Origin of the sequence: Bradyrhizobium sp. MOS001, assembly GCF_004634465.1 — a bacterium.
GTDB classification, from domain to species: Bacteria; Pseudomonadota; Alphaproteobacteria; order Rhizobiales; family Xanthobacteraceae; genus Bradyrhizobium; species Bradyrhizobium barranii.
Genome location: NZ_SPVJ01000076.1, coordinates 1 through 18,293 on the forward strand (window position 1 = coordinate 1; position 18,293 = coordinate 18,293).

Annotated in this window: 16 protein-coding genes and 1 tRNA gene; 10 read left to right on the forward strand and 7 right to left on the reverse strand. The window is 58.7% G+C overall.

The window, feature by feature from the left end:
• Positions 1 to 142: 142 nt before the first annotated feature.
• The 4 genes from CT676_RS41115 to CT676_RS41130 all read right to left on the reverse strand — a co-directional run bounded on the left by CT676_RS41115 (position 143) and on the right by CT676_RS41130 (position 3,269).
• Positions 143 to 790 (reverse strand): isochorismatase family cysteine hydrolase, encoded by a 648-nt coding sequence (locus tag CT676_RS41115; protein WP_085399467.1) that lies wholly within the window; start codon positions 788 to 790, stop codon positions 143 to 145.
• The gene (locus CT676_RS41120) at positions 787 to 1,581 is read right to left on the reverse strand and encodes a sensor histidine kinase (protein WP_085399466.1); all 795 of its coding nucleotides are present in this window, start codon (positions 1,579 to 1,581) and stop codon (positions 787 to 789) included. Before CT676_RS41120 ends, CT676_RS41115 begins: the two co-directional genes overlap by 4 nt.
• 132 nt (positions 1,582 to 1,713) lie before the next feature.
• Positions 1,714 to 2,238 carry a DUF302 domain-containing protein gene (locus CT676_RS41125; protein ID WP_244623486.1) on the reverse strand — a complete coding sequence of 175 codons (525 nt, stop codon included), beginning with the start codon at positions 2,236 to 2,238 and terminating at the stop codon, positions 1,714 to 1,716.
• 44 nt (positions 2,239 to 2,282) lie between these two features.
• On the reverse strand, positions 2,283 to 3,269 hold the full coding sequence (locus CT676_RS41130) for a nitrilase-related carbon-nitrogen hydrolase (protein ID WP_085399465.1): 987 nt from the start codon (positions 3,267 to 3,269) through the stop codon (positions 2,283 to 2,285).
• A gap of 366 nt (positions 3,270 to 3,635) precedes the next feature.
• On the opposite strand from CT676_RS41130, the gene CT676_RS41135 reads away from it, so the two are divergent.
• The 3 genes from CT676_RS41135 to CT676_RS41145 are packed head-to-tail and all read left to right on the forward strand — an operon-like array spanning position 3,636 to position 7,516.
• Positions 3,636 to 6,434, forward strand: coding sequence for a PAS domain S-box protein (locus CT676_RS41135; protein ID WP_161495771.1), 2,799 nt, complete (start codon positions 3,636 to 3,638; stop codon positions 6,432 to 6,434).
• Positions 6,434 to 6,844 (forward strand): response regulator, encoded by a 411-nt coding sequence (locus CT676_RS41140; protein ID WP_085399463.1) that lies wholly within the window; start codon positions 6,434 to 6,436, stop codon positions 6,842 to 6,844. The genes CT676_RS41135 and CT676_RS41140 overlap by 1 nt, the downstream gene beginning before the upstream one ends.
• Positions 6,845 to 6,880: 36 nt before the next feature.
• On the forward strand, positions 6,881 to 7,516 hold the full coding sequence (locus CT676_RS41145) for a response regulator (protein WP_085399462.1): 636 nt from the start codon (positions 6,881 to 6,883) through the stop codon (positions 7,514 to 7,516).
• Positions 7,517 to 7,615: 99 nt separating this feature from the next.
• Here CT676_RS41145 and CT676_RS41150 read toward each other — a convergent pair whose 3' ends face one another.
• Positions 7,616 to 8,083 (reverse strand): carboxymuconolactone decarboxylase family protein, encoded by a 468-nt coding sequence (locus CT676_RS41150; RefSeq protein WP_085399461.1) that lies wholly within the window; start codon positions 8,081 to 8,083, stop codon positions 7,616 to 7,618.
• A 405-nt stretch (positions 8,084 to 8,488) separates the two neighbouring features.
• Here CT676_RS41150 and CT676_RS41155 point away from each other — a divergent pair, with 405 nt between their 5' ends.
• The 3 genes from CT676_RS41155 (at position 8,489) to CT676_RS41165 (ending at position 11,544) form a co-directional block, all read left to right on the forward strand.
• On the forward strand, positions 8,489 to 9,892 hold the full coding sequence (locus tag CT676_RS41155) for an aldehyde dehydrogenase family protein (RefSeq protein WP_085399460.1): 1,404 nt from the start codon (positions 8,489 to 8,491) through the stop codon (positions 9,890 to 9,892).
• A 166-nt stretch (positions 9,893 to 10,058) separates the two neighbouring features.
• Positions 10,059 to 10,790 carry an NAD(P)-dependent oxidoreductase gene (locus CT676_RS41160; protein WP_085399486.1) on the forward strand — a complete coding sequence of 244 codons (732 nt, stop codon included), beginning with the start codon at positions 10,059 to 10,061 and terminating at the stop codon, positions 10,788 to 10,790.
• A 127-nt stretch (positions 10,791 to 10,917) separates the two neighbouring features.
• Entirely contained in the window at positions 10,918 to 11,544 is a 627-nt protein-coding gene (locus CT676_RS41165; RefSeq protein WP_085399459.1) for a flavodoxin family protein, read from the forward strand.
• A 722-nt stretch (positions 11,545 to 12,266) separates the two neighbouring features.
• Here the strand turns inward: CT676_RS41165 and CT676_RS41170 are convergent.
• Positions 12,267 to 12,339: transfer RNA gene (locus CT676_RS41170), tRNA-Ile, on the reverse strand.
• Between the two features lie 171 nt (positions 12,340 to 12,510).
• Between CT676_RS41170 and CT676_RS41175 the strand changes: the two genes are divergently transcribed.
• The gene (locus CT676_RS41175; protein WP_135217084.1) at positions 12,511 to 13,023 is read left to right on the forward strand and encodes a hypothetical protein; all 513 of its coding nucleotides are present in this window, start codon (positions 12,511 to 12,513) and stop codon (positions 13,021 to 13,023) included.
• Positions 12,987 to 14,321 (forward strand): MFS transporter, encoded by a 1,335-nt coding sequence (locus CT676_RS41180; protein WP_085399458.1) that lies wholly within the window; start codon positions 12,987 to 12,989, stop codon positions 14,319 to 14,321. The genes CT676_RS41175 and CT676_RS41180 overlap by 37 nt, the downstream gene beginning before the upstream one ends.
• A gap of 363 nt (positions 14,322 to 14,684) precedes the next feature.
• Here the strand turns inward: CT676_RS41180 and CT676_RS41190 are convergent, their stop codons facing one another.
• The gene (locus tag CT676_RS41190) at positions 14,685 to 15,581 is read right to left on the reverse strand and encodes a 2-dehydropantoate 2-reductase (RefSeq protein WP_085399456.1); all 897 of its coding nucleotides are present in this window, start codon (positions 15,579 to 15,581) and stop codon (positions 14,685 to 14,687) included.
• 520 nt (positions 15,582 to 16,101) lie between these two features.
• On the opposite strand from CT676_RS41190, the gene CT676_RS41195 reads away from it, so the two are divergent.
• Together CT676_RS41195 and CT676_RS41200 are read left to right on the forward strand one after the other, a co-directional pair.
• Positions 16,102 to 17,094 (forward strand): amino acid ABC transporter substrate-binding protein, encoded by a 993-nt coding sequence (locus CT676_RS41195; RefSeq protein WP_244623487.1) that lies wholly within the window; start codon positions 16,102 to 16,104, stop codon positions 17,092 to 17,094.
• Between the two features lie 19 nt (positions 17,095 to 17,113).
• Complete coding sequence (locus CT676_RS41200) at positions 17,114 to 18,004, forward strand: L,D-transpeptidase (RefSeq protein WP_135217085.1); 891 nt, start codon at positions 17,114 to 17,116, stop codon at positions 18,002 to 18,004.
• Positions 18,005 to 18,293: the final 289 nt, after the last annotated feature.

The window sequence follows — 18,293 nt, forward strand, 5'->3', positions numbered from 1 at the left end:
TTCAGTGAGCGGGTCTGCACACACATGGCCGATCGTGGCCAACAAAAGCACCAGCACCACTGACCAGGTTTTGCTCATGACTTTGCTTTCTCTGATCTGTTGGAAGCTGGCTCTCGGTTACCACTCAAGGTCGGATATCTGCCTAGGCTGCAAATCCGTCAGCAGCCACGGAGCGCCTGATTGCTGAAACCAACTCAGCCGTCGTTAAGATCTCGTGGGCAAAGGTCGGTCCATCTATGTCGAGTGTGGCATGCAGGGCTTCATGCGACCGAGCTGCTGTCCCGTCTCGAACGAGCGTGACGTGGAAGCCAAGCTCCATTCCGACGCGTGCCGTGGCTTCAAGGCAGGTGTTGGCCAGGAGACCTACGCAGATGATCTTTTCCTTGCCGAACCGCTTGAGTTTGTGTTCGAGATCGGTGTTCGGAAAGCCGCTTGATGCCCAATGCTCGGTCGCAACGATATCGCCCGGTCGCGCCTTGAAGTCATCGTGGAAAGTCCCGCCCCAAGTGTCCTTCGCAAAGGCCTGTCGCTCCGCTGCGCCGAGCTGGTAAGGAGACGGGTACTTCCAATCTACATAATCGCCCGGCTCCCAGCGATGATGCGGAACGTGACAGACTTTGATTCCCGTCTCGCGAGCGGTTCGCACGATCGTACGAAGATTATCAAGCAGGTTAACTTCTTCGGCGATGTCCTTGACCCACGGCCAGAGTTTCCCGCCCGCACTCAGAAAGTCGTTGTAGAAGTCGATGCACAGCAGCGCCGTGATCTTGGGGTCGTAAGTGCTGGTCATCGCGTCCTCCCTTGTTTCGCTCGCTCGCCTCGCGGGTGATCGACGCAGCCGGGGGCGGCAGTGGCGGCAGAGATCTGCACGTCTTCTACAGTTGGATCGTCCGGACCAATCCAGGCGCCGTGCGTCAATCGCGAAGCTTCGCCGTCGATCGGAAACCGCAATACCGATGTGGCTCCTTCGGCGCCAAACTGATGGTCAATCCTGCCATTCAGGTCCCTTGCCAGCGCATCGACGATCTTCAGTCCATGTCCAGGCTGAAGTAGGCCACTTGAGGACCCATTGTCCGTGATGCAGCATTGGGCAAGCGACCCGGATACTGACATTTGAATCCGAATTGTTCCGCCACCGTCATCGAAGGCATGGCGCGTTGAATTCGTGATCAACTCGGCAATGATCATGCCCAGCTTCCAGCATTGCTCAGATCGAAGTCGAAGTGGGACTTCGACCAGCACAAGATTGATATGCCTGTGATCCAGTCTCGCGCTCTGGATCGATTGGCACAGCGCGCGAATGTAGCCAGATGCATCAATCTCGGTGCTGCATGTCGGCATTTGGAGCGCCCGATGTACGCCAGCGTAGCGGTGCAGCAGATCGGCGACGCCAGCCAGAGCCAATTTCGCGTCCTCACTCGTCGAGTGCGACGCGGTTATTGAAACATAGCTGATGACCGATGTGAACTCATTGCCGATCCGGTGCGAAAGTTCCCGAAGTAGCAAAAATTCATTCGAGGTCACCGCCTGGTCTCCGCTGGTGGTCGTCGCAACGTCGCTCTTGATCGGAATTGCTCGCATTGGCCAAACTCCCTGGATCGTTCGCGCTGTCTTCTCGCATGCTTAAAAAACAGAATGAGTTCTCTTGTGCTTCTATATCGGGGCTCCCAGTAGCCGTCCCGTTCCGCCACGGCTCTAGAAAGAAACTTGAAATTACTTTGCTGCATTGATCAGAGCGTCGTGGATCTTCCGGTCGAGCTCTCTGGCTACAGCGGTTACGTCTTCATTTCCGTATTGGCCGAAGAGCGTCGACGGCCGGTCGTATTCGAACGTTGAGGTGCCAGTCCCGTTTTCGTAAAGCACGATCCGGAGCGGTGCATAGAGACCCGCAGCAAGTTCATGCTGCGTCATTTGTGTCGATACGAGTACGTTGCCTATGACGTACTGCACAACATTACGCTTCCCCAACAAAATCTGCAGCCAGTCACCGTGGGTCGCAATGGAAAAGATAACCAGCCCGGCATCACCCTGAATATCATTCAATTCAGTTTTGACGCGTTCGATGTCGCCATGCAGCAAGTGAGATCTGATGCGCTCGTCGAATCGGGGAAATTTTTCCAGTGCAGTTCGGGTTTCGAGGTATGGCTTCTCGGAATCGATACGAATATGCTCGATAGCGAGCTGGCGCCGGCTAACGCTCGGCAGGCTCGGTGAGTCCGACATTGCGATGCTAGGCATTGTCATCTCCGGTGGTTGTTTCGGGCATCCGCGCGTCCAAGCTGTCAAGCTGGAGCGCAACATTGCTTGTCCGCGCTTTCGACAGCGACTAATGAAACCTGCGCACGACGCTCATGGACGTGAGTGGCAGGCGTACGGTTGATCAACAGACTGAGCAATTCCGGACGACTGTAATGGCCACGCGAGTCCATCAGGCGCTTGCGCTTGTCGATCAGAGCGAAATCGAGATCGGCAATGACCGCTCCCTCGCCGGTGCGCAACGGTTGTCCCAGCAACTGGCCCTGCGGCGTGACAATTGCGGTGAAGCACCCGCCGGAGATTGGTCCGACTGGACAGTCGGTGTCTTGCACAATGCGGGCTTGTTGATCTGGGTCCAGCCAGGCGGTTGCGTTGACAACAAAGCAAGCGGATTCGAGCGCGTGTTGCCTGATGTTGATTTCGGTCTGTTCGGCGAAGAGATCGCCGCCGAAGGATCCCGGATACATCGCCGCATGAATTTGCTCGCCGTCGACCATAAGGGCGTATCGCGCCAACGGAATGTAGTGCTCCCAGCATGCGAGCTGTCCCACGCGCCCAACCGCACTATCGACAGCTCTCAGCCCCGAGCCGTCACCTTGGCCCCAGATCATGCGCTCATGGTGGGTCGGCGTCAGTTTGCGGCGGCGTTGGATCAGTGTACCGTCCGCATCGAAAAGCAGTTGGGTATTGTAGATCGTTCCGCCATCGCGCTCGTTGATGCCAATGGACGCCACCACGCCTGCTTGTTTGGAAGCTTCACCGATTGCGAATGTTGTGGGCGATGGCACGGTCACTGCCTGCTCAAGCAGTATGAGGTTCTGCCCGAGCATTTCGAACGGTCGCTGCACGTACGAAAAATAAGGATAGTAAGGTACGATCGCCTCCGGAAAGGTCGCGAACTGCACATCTTGACGACCAAGCTCGATGATTTTCTCGATGATCTTGTCTACGGTGCCCTCGCGGCTGTAGAGGACAGGGCTGATCTGGACTGCGGCAGCCTTGATGATGGTCATGCCCGGATACCTTCTGATGGCTTCTAGCGTGATCGCTCGGATACGCTCCTGCGAAGATACTCCGGCGAGTGATTGAATCTATTGCACCTAGGTGTCGTCGGCACTTCTGCACGAAGTCTCGTTCATGCGCGACGGTCCGCCCCAGCGGACCTCTACATTTCTTCTCTCGTTCAAAGATCTCTTGAGGTCTGAGTGTCAGTGATCGCCTCGGTGCGGGAGGCAGATTGCCGATCGACGGCCACGGGGAGTAGGATGGCGGACTAAATGGCGTCTCGGCTCCTTCCAGACCGACACCAAGGTATCATCGACCTTTGTCAGCAACTTGACGCATTGTTCTGGGACGGCAGCTACCAGGAAAGGACTCCAATGGAGAAAGACCTCGGTCCCATCCTTGATGCGCTCCCGGGATTGATCTGGACAGCGGTGCCTGACGGGCGTGTGGACTTCGCAAGCCAGCCTTGGTGTGAGTACACCGGGCTGGGCGCTGGTGAGCTGTTTGGAACCGGTTGGCAGCGCGCGATCCACCCGGAAGATCTGCCTGGCCTGCTCGAACGGTGGCGGTCCATTCTGTTAGCTGGCGAAGTGAGCGCCATGGAAGCGCGCCTGCGCCGCTTCGATGGTGCCTATCACTGGTTCACTTTCCGAGTTCGACCGTTGGTGGACGCATCTGGAAAGATCATCAGATGGATCGGACTGAATGTCGATATTGAGGACCGAGGCCGGTCTGGTCGCGCGAGCGAGGGCCTTTATCGATCAATTACCGACGCCATTCCGGCGATGATCTCCTTCATGACGCCGACCGGCGAACTCGAGAGTGTCAACCAGCGATTCTTAGAGTACGTCGGCACAACGCTGGAAGAGCTGAAGCGCTGGAAGTCAGGAAAGTTAGTTCACTCAGACGATCTTCCCTCGGTGATTGCAGCCTGCGATCGGGCGATAGCCACTGGGGAACCTTATGATATAGAGCACCGCTTGCGGCGTGCTGACGGCGCTTATCGGTGGTTTCATCTGCGTGGCATGCCCCGGAGGGATGTGCGTGGGAATATTGTTCGCTGGTACGTGATCGAGACCGACATAGATGACCGGAAGCGGGCTGAGGCTCTTCTTACGGGAGAGAAGCACCTGCTGGAAATGGCAGCTGCTGGCAACTCGATGTCTGACATTCTCGCAGCGCTTTGTCGGTTGGTCGAGGCCACGACCGAGGAATGCCACTGCAGCGTCGTGCTGGTTGATGCAGACGGCGTGCGACTTGAACACGGCGCCGCGCCGAGCCTTCCGGCCAGCTTCATCAATTCAATAATTGGCCGACCGGTAAATGTCGATTCAGGCCCGTGCGCAATGGCAGCGTACCTGAACAAACAGGTGATTGCTGCCGACCTCGCGCTAGAAACGCGATGGGCGGCGCACGCGTGGTGCCCAATGGCCATGGCGCATGGTCTCCATGCGTGCTGGTCAACGCCGATCCCATCAACGATGGGCAAAGTCGTGGGCGCTTTTGCGATCTACTATAGCGAGCCCCGGACGCCCACGCCGGAGCAACAGGACCTCATTGCCCAGTTCGCCCACGTGGCAAGCATTGCCATTGAACGCGCGCAGAGCGACGCAGCGCTGAAGCAGGGTGAGGCGCGCAAGGCCGCGATCCTGGACGCGGCACTCGATTGTATCATCACCATCGACCACGAAGGGCGAGTCATAGAGTTCAACCCCGCCGCTGAACGAACCTTCGGCTATCCCCGGAATGAGATTGTGGGCAAGCTCTTGGCGGACGCCATTATCCCGCCAGCCTTGCGGAAGAAGCATCGGCAGGGAATGGCCCGATACCTAGCGACCGGGGAGACGCGATTGATTGGCAAGCGCGTCGAGATGACGGCCGTACGTGCCGACGGTAGCGAGTTCCCAGTCGAACTTGCAATTTCTCGTATCCCGCTTGAGGGGCCGCCGTCATTCACCTGTTACCTGCGTGATATTACCGAACGCAAACAGTCGGAGGAGGCCCTTCAACGAAGCGGAGCATTTCTCGCCGAAGCCCAGCATCTGAGCCGAACCGGTAGCCTCTCGTGGTGCGTGGCTACAGGGGAGATCATCTGGTCAGACCAAGTTTACCGCATTTTCGAGTTTGATCAGACGGTTCCCGTAACGCTCGAGCTGATCGGCACGCGGGTTCATCCGGAAGACATTCCGTTGATGAAAGACATGATTGCCCGGGCGGGAATGGAGGCCGAGGACTTTGAGTACGAACATCGGCTGCTCATGCCTGATGATTCGATCAAACACCTTCACCTCGTCGCACATGCAACTCGAAACCGAAACGGTCAACTTGAATACATCGGTGCGGTGCAGGACGTGACGAAGCGCCGACTTTCGGAAGAAGCGCTTGAGGACGTACGATCAGAGCTCGCGCATGTTTCGAGGATCGCGAGCCTTGGAGCATTGACGGCGTCGATTGCGCACGAAGTCAACCAGCCGTTGTCTGGGATCCTCACCAATGCCAGCACATGCCTGCGGATGCTGGCTGTGGATCCGCCCAATGTGGACGGAGCGCGTGAAACTGCGCGGCGCACCATTCGCGATGGTAACCGTGCATCTGACGTGATCGTTCGACTGCGCGCGCTCTTCAGCAAGAGAAAATTCACGATGGAGCCGGTTGACCTTAACGAAGCGACGCAAGAGGTGATTGCACTGTTGATGAGTGAACTCAAGAGAGACCGAATCAATCTTCAGACGGAGTTTGCCGACGGCCTTCCATCGGTCATGGGTGATCGCGTGCAGCTTCAGCAGGTTATCCTGAATCTGATCCGCAATGCGTCGGACGCAATGATAGGTATCGACAATCGTCCTCGGCGGCTGATCATCAGAAGCGGACGGGATGCCGACGAGCATGCGCGCCTGACCGTGCAGGACGAGGGAGTGGGTTTCGGTTCGCAGGACCTGCGCAGAATTTTTGATGCCTTCTTCACCACTAAGGATAATGGCATGGGGATTGGCTTATCTGTAAGTCGATCCATTATCGAGAATCACCATGGTCGTCTTTGGGCGGAATCGAATGATTGCAATGGCGCTTCATTCTCCTTTTCCATTCCACTTGGACTTGGGAGCAAGGAGGACCGCAGACTTGACGGCAATTGGAGTCCTGCTGCGCAAAAGCAGGCGATGAGGAGTTTGTAATGACGGGCCGTTTGCTCGTTTCGATTGTCGATGACGACGAGTCGGTACGTGAATCGCTACCAGACTTGCTCAAGGAGTTCGGGTTCGCGGTGGAGGCCTTTTCGTCGGCGGAAGAGTTCCTGGCTTCTGACCATCTTGGCCGGACCAGTTGCCTGATTCTCGATATGGCTATGCCAGGAATGTCCGGACCAGATCTCCAGCGAGAGCTTAGGTTACGCCGGCAAGACATTCCGATCGTTTTCATTACCGGTCACGGCGATGAGACGGCTCGGCCGCGCGCGCTGGCGGAAGGTGCCGCGGAATGTCTGCTCAAGCCATTCAGCGACGCCTCGCTGCGCGGGGCCCTCGATATCGCACTCCGCATGGGCGGAATGTCACGTGGTACCTTTGACTGCTGGAAAGTAAAGTAACAAACATCAGAGCAATCATTGTTTGGGTCAGCGTCCATGTCGCACGTATCGCACGTCATACCGATTGTGTTCGTTGTCGACGACGATGTGTCGGTGCGCGAATCACTGGAACTAATGATTAGCTCGGCCGGCTGGAGGCCAGAGATATTTGCTTCTGCAAAAGAGTTCCTGTCCCGCCCGCGAGCAGACGCGCCCAGCTGCCTAGTGCTCGACGTCAATCTCCCGGACCTGAATGGCCTCGATCTTCAAGTGCGCGTCGCTGGTGATCGGATCGACATGCCGATCATCTTTATCACGGGGTATGGAGATGTGCCCATGACGGTGCGGGCCATGAAGGCCGGTGCGGTCGAGTTCTTGACGAAGCCGTTCAGCGACGATGCGTTGCTGGGCGCAATCCGGCAGGCGATCGAACGGAGCCGCACGGTACTTGGTCACGAGGCGGAGATTCGCATGCTATCCGATCGTTACGAGACGCTGAGTCGTCGTGAACGGGAGGTGATGGCCCTGATCGTCACCGGCTTGTTGAACAAGCAGGTTGCTTTCGATCTGGGCATCAGTGAGATCACCGTAAAAGCTCACCGAGGCAGGGTGATGCACAAGATGCAGGCCGGCTCGCTGGTCGACCTGGCGTCAATGGCCGCGAAACTTCGGCTTGCGCACACGCAGCATTGATTTCGCACGTACTGTCGTTTGTCGGCTTGTAAGGGTTCGCCGTGAACGTGCCTTCAGAGATTCAGGCCGTCGGTTATGAAGCCCTTAGCAACGATCAGCCTATGCTGCATGGCTAGCCCTGGCCGCGGCGGCGGGGGGCGTGCGGAACGCAATCGACAAACGATTGAAGACGTTCATCAAGCTGATCGCATAGGTAAGATCGACAAGCTCCTTATCGCTGAACGCGGCAGCCGCGGCTTCATAATCCGCATCGGGAACGCCGGTTTCGGCGACGTTTGTTACGGTCTCTGTCCAAGCGAGCGCGATGCGTTCGCGGTTGCTGAATACGTCACCCGCTCCACGCCACACCGGCACGAGAACGAGCTTCTCGACTGCGACGCCGAGCTTGAGCAAGTCGCTGGAATGCATATCAATGCAATAGGCGCAGCCGTTTATCTGCGAAGCTCGCAGGTAAACGAGATAGATGAGATCCTTTGGAAGGCCACTGTTCTGAAGATGGACGTACACCCCGCCGAAAGCCTTGTAACCTGCGGGTGAAGCCTTGGCATAGTCGACGCGATTGCTCATGGAGAATCCCTGCGTTGATGGTTTCGGTGTGGTTTGGTCGCTCATCGGCGCGCCGGTCGCGTGCGTCGGAAGGCCTCCACTACAATCGTGGGGACAACTTCGCTTCTGGAAAAGATGGTTAGCGGTCGCGAAGCGTCCATTGTTCTTTGGTGTCGGGTTCGCCGTGGCGTAGGGCGCCTTCGCGAAAAGGGCTTGTGCCGGATTTGCTGCTCTCAAGTGCACCGACTGGCCGTGCAAGATCTGTTCGCTGATGAAAGATCCGCGGTTTCGCGCAGGCCGATCCTAAAGTATCGGCGACACCTAGGTCTGATAGATACGCCCCCAGCTTGGTGCCATCACAGGTGTGTGGATGGTAAACTCTTGAGGGAGTTCATCATCGCCGCGACATCCCGTGAGGAGAGAGCAATGAGAGAATTCAAACTGCTGATTAATGGAGAATTGGTGCCCGGCGCAGGAAGGCTTGATGTCATCAACCCAGCGACCGAGGACGTGCTGGCGGAGGCGCCGCGAGCTGATCGCGCGCAGCTTGACGCGGCAGTCGCCGCCGCGAAGGCGGCGTTCCCAGCGTGGTCCGCTAAACCGATATCCGAGCGCGGTGCGCTGTTGGGTAAGTTGGCTGATGCGCTGGATGCAGGACAAGACGAATTTGCGCGCTTGTTGACCCTGGAACAGGGCAAGCCGCTTTCTGAGGCGAACTGGGAGATCTATTTTACTATCCGGATTATTCGCCATTACGCGAGTCTCGATCTGCCAATCGAAGTCTTGAAGGAGGACGCCACACAAAAAATCGTGCGGCAGCACATCCCACTCGGCGTGGTCGCCGCGATTGTGCCGTGGAATTTTCCGATGCTCCTGCTCGTCATCAAGGTGGCTCCGGCGCTGCTTGCCGGGGACACGCTGGTCGCGAAGCCGGCACCAACGACGCCGCTAACCACGCTCCGGTTCGGAGAACTCTGTGGCGAGATCCTGCCCGCAGGCGTGATCAACGTCATCGTCGATCACAACGATTTGGGTGATGCGCTCTCAAGTCACGCGGACGTGGCCAAGGTCGCCTTCACGGGCTCGACTGCGACCGGCAAGAAAGTGATGTGCAGCGCGGCCGGTACGTTGAAACGGCTCACCCTGGAGCTCGGTGGCAACGACGCCGCGATCGTGCTCGATGATGTCGATCCAATCGAGGTAGCTCCCAAACTGCTCGCCGCCTCGATGATGAACGCCGGCCAGATCTGTCTCGGGGCTAAGCGGATCTACATCCATGATTCACAGTACGACCAGATTTGCGAGGAGCTCGGACGCCTGGCGAGCGAATCAGTTGTTGATGACGGCCTGAAAAAGGGCACGCAGATGGGCCCGCTGCAGAATAAAGCTCAGTTCGAGAAGGTTAAGGGCTTTCTTGAGGATGCAAAGCGAAACGGCAAGATCGTCGCTGGCGGCGACGTGCTCCCCCGCAAGGGGTATTTCATTAGGCCAACGATCGTTCGAGACATTGCCGACGATGCGCAACTGGTGACGGAGGAGCAATTTGGCCCCGTCGTCCCGGTGCTGCGCTATTCTGACGTCGACGACGTGATCGCTCGTGCCAACGACTCGGATTATGGACTCGGCGGAACGGTGTGGGCGAAGGATCTCGATCGTGCGTTCCGGGTGGCGGCCAAGCTTGAAACCGGGACTGTCTGGATCAACACGTTTCTTGACGTGTCGCCCGACATTTCTTTTGGTGGCGCCAAGCAATCGGGCATCGGCGCTGAATTGGGTCGAGAAGGGCTCGAAGCCTTTACCCATGCCAAGATCATCAACATCGCGAAGTAGCGTTCGGCATCCTCTGGGCGCCGTTGGAAAAATTGATCACGGTTGAAGCCCCCGAGGCGAGGGGAAGGCGGGTGATCTCGACGCCGATCGCGATCTGAGACTGATCGGATCTCTCGCTTTGGTAACGACGCGCCTGTTGGAGTGGATAGTGAAAGGAGTAACGACGATGGGTTACAGGATCTTTCTTGCCGGCGCGTCCGGCGCAATCGGCAGGCGCTTGACGCCACTCCTGCACAGCGCTGGCCATTACGTCTGTGGCAGTACCAGATCGAAAGTGAACGCGGACGCGCTACACTCCCTCGGGGCAACGCCGGTCGTAGTCGACGTGTTCGACGTATCGGCGCTGTCACGCGCCGTCGCATCGGCGCGCCCAGATGTTGTGATCCATCAGCTCACTGACCTCCCGAAGGATCTCAATCCGCGTGAGATGGGAGCAGCGATCGTCCGCACCGCCCGCATCCGTAGCGAAGGAACGCGGAACCTCGTCAGGGCCGCAATTGCGGCGGGTGCGCAGCGGTTGGTGGCGCAAAGCATCGCGTGGGCCTATGCGCCGGGGGCCGAGCCCCACGCGGAGACGGACCCGCTCGATACCGGCGCTGAGGGAGAGAGCGGTATCAACGTGCAGGGAGTGATTGCGTTGGAAGATCTAATTTTAAAATCGCCGCCGCTCGAGGGCATCGTCCTTCGCTACGGGCAGCTTTATGGCCCGGGAACCGCTTCGGACCAACCCTCAAATTCTGTGCCGGTTCATGTGGATGCGGCGGCCTATGCCGCTATGCTCGCCATCGATCACGGGGACCCGGGCATCTATAATATTGCGCAGTTCAACAGAACCGTAGCGACTGAAAAGGCTCGCGTGGAATTGGGTTGGACTTCCGAGTTTCGTCTTCCGACATGACGATCCCGCACGGCGGTTCAGCTCGGTACTCACCACCTCATGCGCTTCGCTTGCCAGGCGATACACGAAGTGACCAGCGCAGTCAGCACGATAGAGGTCCATCAACCAGCAAACAGAAGGGTTCGTCATGAGTGATCGTATCAACTACGCAGCAACTCCAGTAACCGTTGCCGTAATATTTCACAGCGGTTTCGGCCACACTGCGCGGCAGGCCGAAGCCGTACGAAGTGGAATCGAACGAGTCGCGGGCGCATCTGCCCTCTATCTAACGTCAGATGAGGCTCAAGGCCGCTCTGATGATCTCGAACTAGTAGACGCGATAATCTTCGGCGCCCCGACTTACATGGGAAGCGCATCCGGACCATTCAAAGCCTTCATGGATTCGACGTCAAAATCCTACTCGAGGGGCGCCTGGAAGGACAAGATCGCCGCAGGCTTCACAAACTCGGCGTCACGGTCTGGGGACAAGCTCGCAACACTGACCCAATTCGCCATCCTTGCTGCACAACATGGCATGCACTGGGTCAATCTTGGTCTGCCGCCGGGCAACAATAGTACGCACGGCTCGGATCAAGACCTCAATCGGCTAGGCTTCTGGCTCGGTGCTGCGGCGCAGTCGAACAACGATCAAGGACCTGACGTCGCGCCACCCGAATCCGATCTTCTGACCGCCGAACACCTTGGCGAGCGCGTGGCGAGAGTTACGCAGCAATTTGTGCGTGGTCGTTTGCCTGCGGTCAAAGCGTATCGTTAGAAGCGTCCTAGGGGGTCCTAGGGGCGCACATCCGGCTTCGCGGTCATGGCAAGCGAGACGAACTTTGAAACTGCTGGCATGATCAGCTGGCGGAATCCGCTACTGATCTCGTCCGCACGGTTCTCTTGGTGATCAGAGGGAAGTCCCCGTGCGAACCGGCCCTTCGGTGCCGTTCAAGTATGCAACCGATGTCGGCGTTGGCCGATTGTGTTGAAACAGTCGAAAATACCGCCTCAGCAAAATTCGCGCGAAAGTTAGCTGATCTCTGACTTCGGCTGTCGATGCCGTTTTAGATTGCGTGGAAGGGCGCTGGTTGAAACCGCCCAAGTCTAAGTTGTCCCCCGCCTCCCAAAAATATCGAGCGCACCAGTGTCTCTTAGACAGTCTCAACGCCGCAAAAGACGTTTTCAACGGAATCGAACCCTTAGCGGACATGACCATCGCTGCTAGGGAGATCAGCCGTGGAAGTCCGCATGGGTAGGAGGGCTTGGAACTAGTTTGAACAGTGCTCCTAGAGCCCAGCGTCAAGATTCGATAGCGGTTAAGCGCTGGTTACGGCAGGCAACTGTCGGGAATGAACCATCTTCCTACGATCTCACGGGTCTTTTGATTGTGGAGCGCGAACCGCCTCACGAACGAAAAGTGGACGTATCTAGTGCGGTTTCTGGTGCGGCAGTCGGGCAGGGGGCAACGAAGAGCAAGCAAGATACTGATATTCTTGCTATGCCCGCCAGGACTCGAACCTGCAACCAGACCGTTATGAGCGGCCGGCTCTAACCGTTGAGCTACAGGCCCCGCGAAGGCGGCCGGAGCTATTGAGTGCACTGTCATAATCCCCCCTCGTCTGCGCAATCATTTCGCCTGCGGCCAAAATGAATCCACGGCGTTGCCGGATTTAAGTCGCGTTGCGACCCAGATCACGGCCAACGCTCGTGGTCGGGCAGGGGCGCAACCCCGGGGGTTTCCATGTCCGGTCATTTGCGAATTTGTTTTGCCGCTTTTGTATGTCTTGCCGGTCTCTCGACGACGTCTGCGTCGTCGAACACATTTTCCGCATTCTTCAACGCCGATCCCGCGCCAACCCCTGCGCCCGCGTCAGCGGAGGTGGGGTGCTTGTCACGGCCCGGCAAGTCGGCCGACGGCCAGCACTGGGTCTATCGGGTGGAAGGCCGGCGCAGATGCTGGTTCCAGGTCGCCGAAGCGACCGGGACGGTGAAGCAGCCGGTTCGCGATCGCGCCGCCAAAGATCGTGCCGCCAAGGCCGAAGAGAACAACACCGCGCCCAAGCGGAAAGCGGTGGTGGATGCGCACGCGGAGCTGCAGCGCTCGGCACCCGAGGATACGTCCCGGCCGAGCCGGTCCGCGCCCATGCAGGTGGTTGATGCCGGTCCTGATCCGGCAGGCCGGCTAAGCGTCACCCCAAGAAAGGGAGTAACGGTGTCATGGACGAGATTGAAGCAAGAACCATCCGCAGGGTGATGTGGCGGTTGCTGCCCTTTCTCTTCGTCTGCTACTTCGTCGCCTACCTCGACCGGGTGAACGTTGGTTTCGCCAAACTACAGATGAACTCGGCGCTCGGGCTATCGGAGGCGGCATACGGCTTGGGTGCGGGCCTATTCTTCATCTCTTACTTCCTGTTCGAGGTGCCATCCAACCTCGCGTTGGAAAGGTTCGGCGCTCGGCTCTGGATCGCCCGCATCATGCTAAGCTGGGGCATCATCTCTGCTCTGTTCGCCTTCATCCCCTCGATCGCAGCGGCCACAGCGATCTCGAGCGAGTGGGTTTTCTACATCCTCCGTTTCCTGCTCGGTCTCGCCGAGGCCGGTTTCTTTCCGGGGATCATTTTCTACCTGACTCTATGGTTCCCCTCGGTCTATCGCGCGCGCGTTGTCTCGCTTTTCATGCTGGCTATCCCGTTCTCGTCGATTGTGGGCGGCCCGATTTCCGGGGCTCTGCTGAACATCTCCGGCGCTGGACTCGATGGCTGGCAATGGCTCTTCATCATCGAAGCCTTGCCGTCGATCTTAATGGCCTTCGGCGTCGTCTTTTACCTAACGGACCGTCCGACGATCGCGACGTGGCTCGCCAATGACGAGAGGGACTGGCTCGAAGGACGGCTGGAGGCCGAGAGGCAGCACAAGGTGGCGGTCGAGCACGTCGGCATCCTCAAGGCGCTCACCGACCTCCGCGTCCTCGCCTGCGCGTTCGTCTACTTCTGTCTTAACGCGGCGAGCTATGGTGTGGCGTTCTTCTTACCGACGATCATCAAGAACTTCGGCGTGAGCAACTTCGAGACAGGCCTGCTCTCCGCTGTGCCCTTCTTGTTTGGCGCCGTCGGGATGATCGTCCTGAGCCGCAACTCCGATCGCACTTTGAAGCGTCGGGAGCACGTTTGCTTCGCCATGTTCCTTGCCGCGGTTGGTCTCGCGGGCGCGGGCCTCGTCTCGGCCCCGGCTCTGGTGCTTGGCTTCCTCTGCCTAAGCCAGATCGGTGTTTCCGCGACGCCACCTCTGCTGTGGCCGATACCGAGTGCCTTCCTGACGGGCGCTTCGGCAGCGGCTGGGATCGCCGGGATCAATGCGCTCGGCAACTTGTCCGGGTTCGCCGGTCCCTACGTCATGGGCTACCTCAAAGACGCGACCGGCAACTTCACCGCCGGGCTGCTGGTCCTCGGTGGCTGCGCTCTAGTCGGCAGCATTGTAGCCCTCACGTTCAAGGTCAATCCGCATATAGAGGTCGCGGGTGCTGCGCCGGGCGCGCCGGTGCCAGCCCGCTGAGAGACCATTCCCTTGTGGCGGAGGACGCATCTATCCGCTTCGACACGATGCACTCTAGGCCCATGTGGCAGACATTCTCGAACACGGTAGGGTCATCGCCCGTCAGATGTTCGCAGAACTTGATTGATCGGCGCTTGGCCCTGCCGAATGGTCTCGTGCGATACTGGAGGCTGTCCTGGCCTCGGCAAAACTGTGTGCTCTCCCGGCGCATCGACGCCCCAGAGCCGAATGCGCGCGTTATGGATTTCGATCGTATCGCGTCGATGACGCTGGCCTGTCCAACAAAATCATCGGCCTTTGCCGGAGCCGCAACAACGACGATCGTCTCAACGAGCAGGGCCGAGGCAAGAGTCTCAAGCCGGGTCATTGTTTGCGCTTCGCTTCCGCCAGTTTGACCATTACTTGAAGGGCGCGATTGGTTGGCGTCGGAATGCCCAATTCAATGCCCTTGCGCACGACGTACCCGTTGAGAAAGTCGATCTCGCTTGGCTTGCCACGCGCGAGATCCTGCGCGGTAGACGACATCTGGTTCGGCATGGCGGCGGGAATTTTGAGGATCTGTTCAAGCAGGTCCTCCTGTACGAGGACGCCGCAAGCGCGAGCGATAGTGATGGCTTCCTGCACCGCGCTCGCCACGACATCCCTGGTGCCGTCGACGTCCAGCATCGGTCCATAGGAGATGCCAGCGACGGCAGAGAGCGCGTTATATGCACAGTTCGTGACCAGTTTGCTCCAGAGGATCTTTTCGATGTCATCCGTAACAGTCGTCTGGATGTCGGCCGCGCGTAGCATTTGTGCCAACGCTTCGCTTCTTGGGGATGAGCCGATTACGAGGGCACCGCCGCCGTGATGTTTGACGTGGCCGGGGCCGGCCATTTCGCTGCCAACATAGACCACGGCAGGAATAACAGGATGCCCCGTGACGGCCCGAAAACGCCGCGGATTGTCGACGCCGTTCTGGAGACTGAGGATCGACGTTTCCTGATCTAAGCGTCCAGCCAAAGACCGACCTGCTTCCTCTGTGTCGGCCGACTTCACGCAAACCAGAACCACATCCGGCGAGGCGAGGGAGCTTGCGTCTGTAGCCGCACTGGCCGGCAAGTATCCCTTGAAGTTCTGCGTGTCCAGGAGGAGGCCACGAGAATTGATCGCATCGACGTGCACCCGCCTGCCGATGAACAGTACGTCATGTCCTGCCCTCGCGAGCAGGCCGCCATAGAAGCACCCCACTGCTCCAGCTCCGACGATCGCGATTTGCATGTTGATCTCCCAAATTGGCGGAGGAGCCTGTCAGGCAGCTTTGTCTACCTTGTCGGTCGCCGTGGGTCGAGGTCGCGATCAGTAACCGCCGATGCCCATCACTGAAAGCAGGCCCGAAGGGGATACGCGAGGTGCTATTTTCCGGCATGGTCTCTGTTCACAAAGCCGATGAGCGGTCCCGTCTCCGGCCGAATATGCTAAATGCTGCCAGAACAACCCTATGATCTGTTGCAACTTCACACGCGAGCAGTTCGGACCGAATGGAAGGAAGCGAGACGCGTTCAGAAGCAAACGGTACTCTTTGCTGTGGCTTACACGATCGGGACAATGGCGGCCTTTTGGCTGATCGATAGGACCTATGCGTTTTTCGTCTGAAGGCCGCGCCGTTCTGCAGCGTATTGGTAGTCGTTCGGGTTGTGCTAGACTGCTGACATTCCTTTGGCCGAAAAACGCTGTGGCCACCACTTGTCGTGAGACCGGCATGCCCGACTTCAGGAAGCGCCCCATCCTCGCGGCCGTCATGTTGATGGCTATGATTGTTGCGGGGAGCCATCCCGTCCGCGCGCAGACCCTGAAAACCGTTAAGGAGCGCGGTTTGCTGAATTGCGGTGTCAGCCAGGGACTGCTGGGATTTTCCAGCATGGACGACAAGAGCAACTGGAGCGGTTTCGACGTCGACATATGCCGGGCGGTTGCGGCAGCGATTTTAGGCGATCCCGCCAAGGTGACGTTCACCCCGCTCGATGCAACCTCCCGCTTCGCGGCGTTGCAGTCGGGCAAGATCGATTTGCTGTCGCGCAACTCGACCTGGACGATGTCGCGGGAGAGTTCGCTCGGTCTGATGTTCGCCGGTATCGCCTATTATGACGGTCAGGGCTTTCTGTTGCGTCGGGATACCGGGATCGATACCGCGTTGCAGCTAGGAGGCAAGACGGTTTGCACCCAGACCGGCACCACCAGCGAACTGAACCTGACGGACTATTTTCGCACCAAGGACATGGCACTGAAGGTGCTGGCACTCGACACTGCGGAAGAGAGCCGAAAGGCCTATGATGATCGCAAATGCGACGTGCTGACCAGTGACGTGTCGCAACTCTACGCCGAGCGCCTCAAGCTGTCCGCGCCCGACAGCCACATCATCTTGCCGGAGGTGATTTCGAAGGAGCCGCTTGGGCCCGCGGTGCGGCAAGGCGACGACCAGTGGTTCAACTTGGTGAAGTGGACACTCTATGCGGTGATCAATGCCGAGGAATTGGGCGTCAAGTCGGCAACGGTCGACGACGCCGCGAAATCGCAAAATCCCGACATCAGGCGCCTGCTCGGTGGCGAAGGCGAGTTCGGCGAGCAGCTGGGCCTTACAAAGGATTGGGCCGCTCGCGCGGTGCGCGCGGTCGGCAATTACGGGGAAATCTACGAGAGAAATGTCGGAACGCAGTCGAATCTCAGCATCCCGCGCGGGCTGAACGGGCTCTGGACGCAGGGCGGAATTCAGTACGCGCCTCCCGTCAGATAATTCCTTTGGGGGGCCGACCATGGACGTGGACTATTATGCGTTGATCACGAAAGCCGTCGCAGGCAAGGACGCCACGGCGCGCGACCGGATTTACAAGGACGCCTTTGGACTGATCACGCGATCCCACCTCACGCGCGAGGCCGCGTCGTCGCACGCCGCCGCGCTGGAGGACGCCATTCGGCGGATCGAGGATGACTTGGCCGCCGAGGAAGCGAACGCCGCGGCTGAAATCAACGAGGTGTTGTCGACGGGGAGGAACTGGAGGCCGTTCGCCATCGGCGCGGCCGCGCTAGTTGCTGCCATCGCCGCGTCGGCCTTGCTCTACGTCTACGTCGCTATTAAAGGACCGGCCATTGTTGCCAGCAATGCCACATCGTCGCCGCCCAAGTTGCAGCGTGTGCGCGAAGAGGCCGTAATGGCGGATCTCAAGCCTGGCGTCGATGGCGGCTCCACAGGCGAAGGCCTGCCGTTCGCGCTACAGCGACAAGTGGTCTTTTACCGAACAACCGTCGTTCCCGGCTCGATCGTGGTCGACCGCGAAAACCGCTTTCTCTACCTGATCGATAACAACAATTCCGCGCGCCGCTACGGCATCGGGATCGCGCAGGCCTGCCAGAAGGGCGGCAGCTTCTTCCGCATCGCAAACAAGCTGGAATGGCCGGACTGGCAGCCTTCCGCTACGAGTAGCAGGGACACCGAGGCCTTGCAGGCGTCGGCCGGCCGTCCCGGGAGTTTCCTCGGCGCCCGCGCACTGTTGCTCGACAAGCCCGGACTGCTCATCCACGGCACGAATTCGCCGAAGACGATCGGCCATCTCGTCGTTTCCGGATGCATCCGGCTGGTGAACGACGATGTCGAGGATTTGTACCGGCGGGTTTCGCTGGAAACGCGGGTCGTCTTCATCACCTAAACAACTAGCGAGATCGGCAGGCGTCAGGGCGGGCTGGACAACGCCTTTCGCCCCTCATGGCCCATAGGTGAAGATGAAGGCGACGTTCAGCACGACCGTAGTCGGGGCCAGACCGGACATTGCGCGCTCGCGGCCAAACCGCCGCTTGTGACCCTAATGTATGGTCCGGCCGTGCGTAGCAAGAGGTTCATCGATCAGGTGGTGAGTGGTCTTGCATCAATGTATCCGGCCTTTGATTGGAGCATTTGCTCCGGGCCATCATGGATATCAGCGCGCGTGCGTTCTCATT

Excerpts from the sequence above, each read along its gene's own strand:
- CT676_RS41155 (WP_085399460.1), top strand. The coding sequence starts at position 8,489 with ATGAGAGAATTCAAACTGCTGATTAATGGAGAATTGGTGCCCGGCGCA.
- CT676_RS41190 (WP_085399456.1), bottom strand. The coding sequence starts at position 15,581 with ATGCAAATCGCGATCGTCGGAGCTGGAGCAGTGGGGTGCTTCTATGGC.
- CT676_RS41180 (WP_085399458.1), top strand. The coding sequence starts at position 12,987 with ATGGACGAGATTGAAGCAAGAACCATCCGCAGGGTGATGTGGCGGTTG.
- CT676_RS41135 (WP_161495771.1), top strand. The coding sequence starts at position 3,636 with ATGGAGAAAGACCTCGGTCCCATCCTTGATGCGCTCCCGGGATTGATC.
- CT676_RS41165 (WP_085399459.1), top strand. The coding sequence starts at position 10,918 with ATGAGTGATCGTATCAACTACGCAGCAACTCCAGTAACCGTTGCCGTA.
- CT676_RS41195 (WP_244623487.1), top strand. The coding sequence starts at position 16,102 with ATGTTGATGGCTATGATTGTTGCGGGGAGCCATCCCGTCCGCGCGCAG.
- CT676_RS41150 (WP_085399461.1), bottom strand. The coding sequence starts at position 8,083 with ATGAGCAATCGCGTCGACTATGCCAAGGCTTCACCCGCAGGTTACAAG.
- CT676_RS41160 (WP_085399486.1), top strand. The coding sequence starts at position 10,059 with ATGGGTTACAGGATCTTTCTTGCCGGCGCGTCCGGCGCAATCGGCAGG.
- CT676_RS41120 (WP_085399466.1), bottom strand. The coding sequence starts at position 1,581 with ATGCGAGCAATTCCGATCAAGAGCGACGTTGCGACGACCACCAGCGGA.
- CT676_RS41125 (WP_244623486.1), bottom strand. The coding sequence starts at position 2,238 with ATGCCTAGCATCGCAATGTCGGACTCACCGAGCCTGCCGAGCGTTAGC.
- CT676_RS41130 (WP_085399465.1), bottom strand. The coding sequence starts at position 3,269 with ATGACCATCATCAAGGCTGCCGCAGTCCAGATCAGCCCTGTCCTCTAC.
- CT676_RS41145 (WP_085399462.1), top strand. The coding sequence starts at position 6,881 with ATGTCGCACGTATCGCACGTCATACCGATTGTGTTCGTTGTCGACGAC.
- CT676_RS41175 (WP_135217084.1), top strand. The coding sequence starts at position 12,511 with ATGTCCGGTCATTTGCGAATTTGTTTTGCCGCTTTTGTATGTCTTGCC.
- CT676_RS41115 (WP_085399467.1), bottom strand. The coding sequence starts at position 790 with ATGACCAGCACTTACGACCCCAAGATCACGGCGCTGCTGTGCATCGAC.
- CT676_RS41200 (WP_135217085.1), top strand. The coding sequence starts at position 17,114 with ATGGACGTGGACTATTATGCGTTGATCACGAAAGCCGTCGCAGGCAAG.
- CT676_RS41140 (WP_085399463.1), top strand. The coding sequence starts at position 6,434 with ATGACGGGCCGTTTGCTCGTTTCGATTGTCGATGACGACGAGTCGGTA.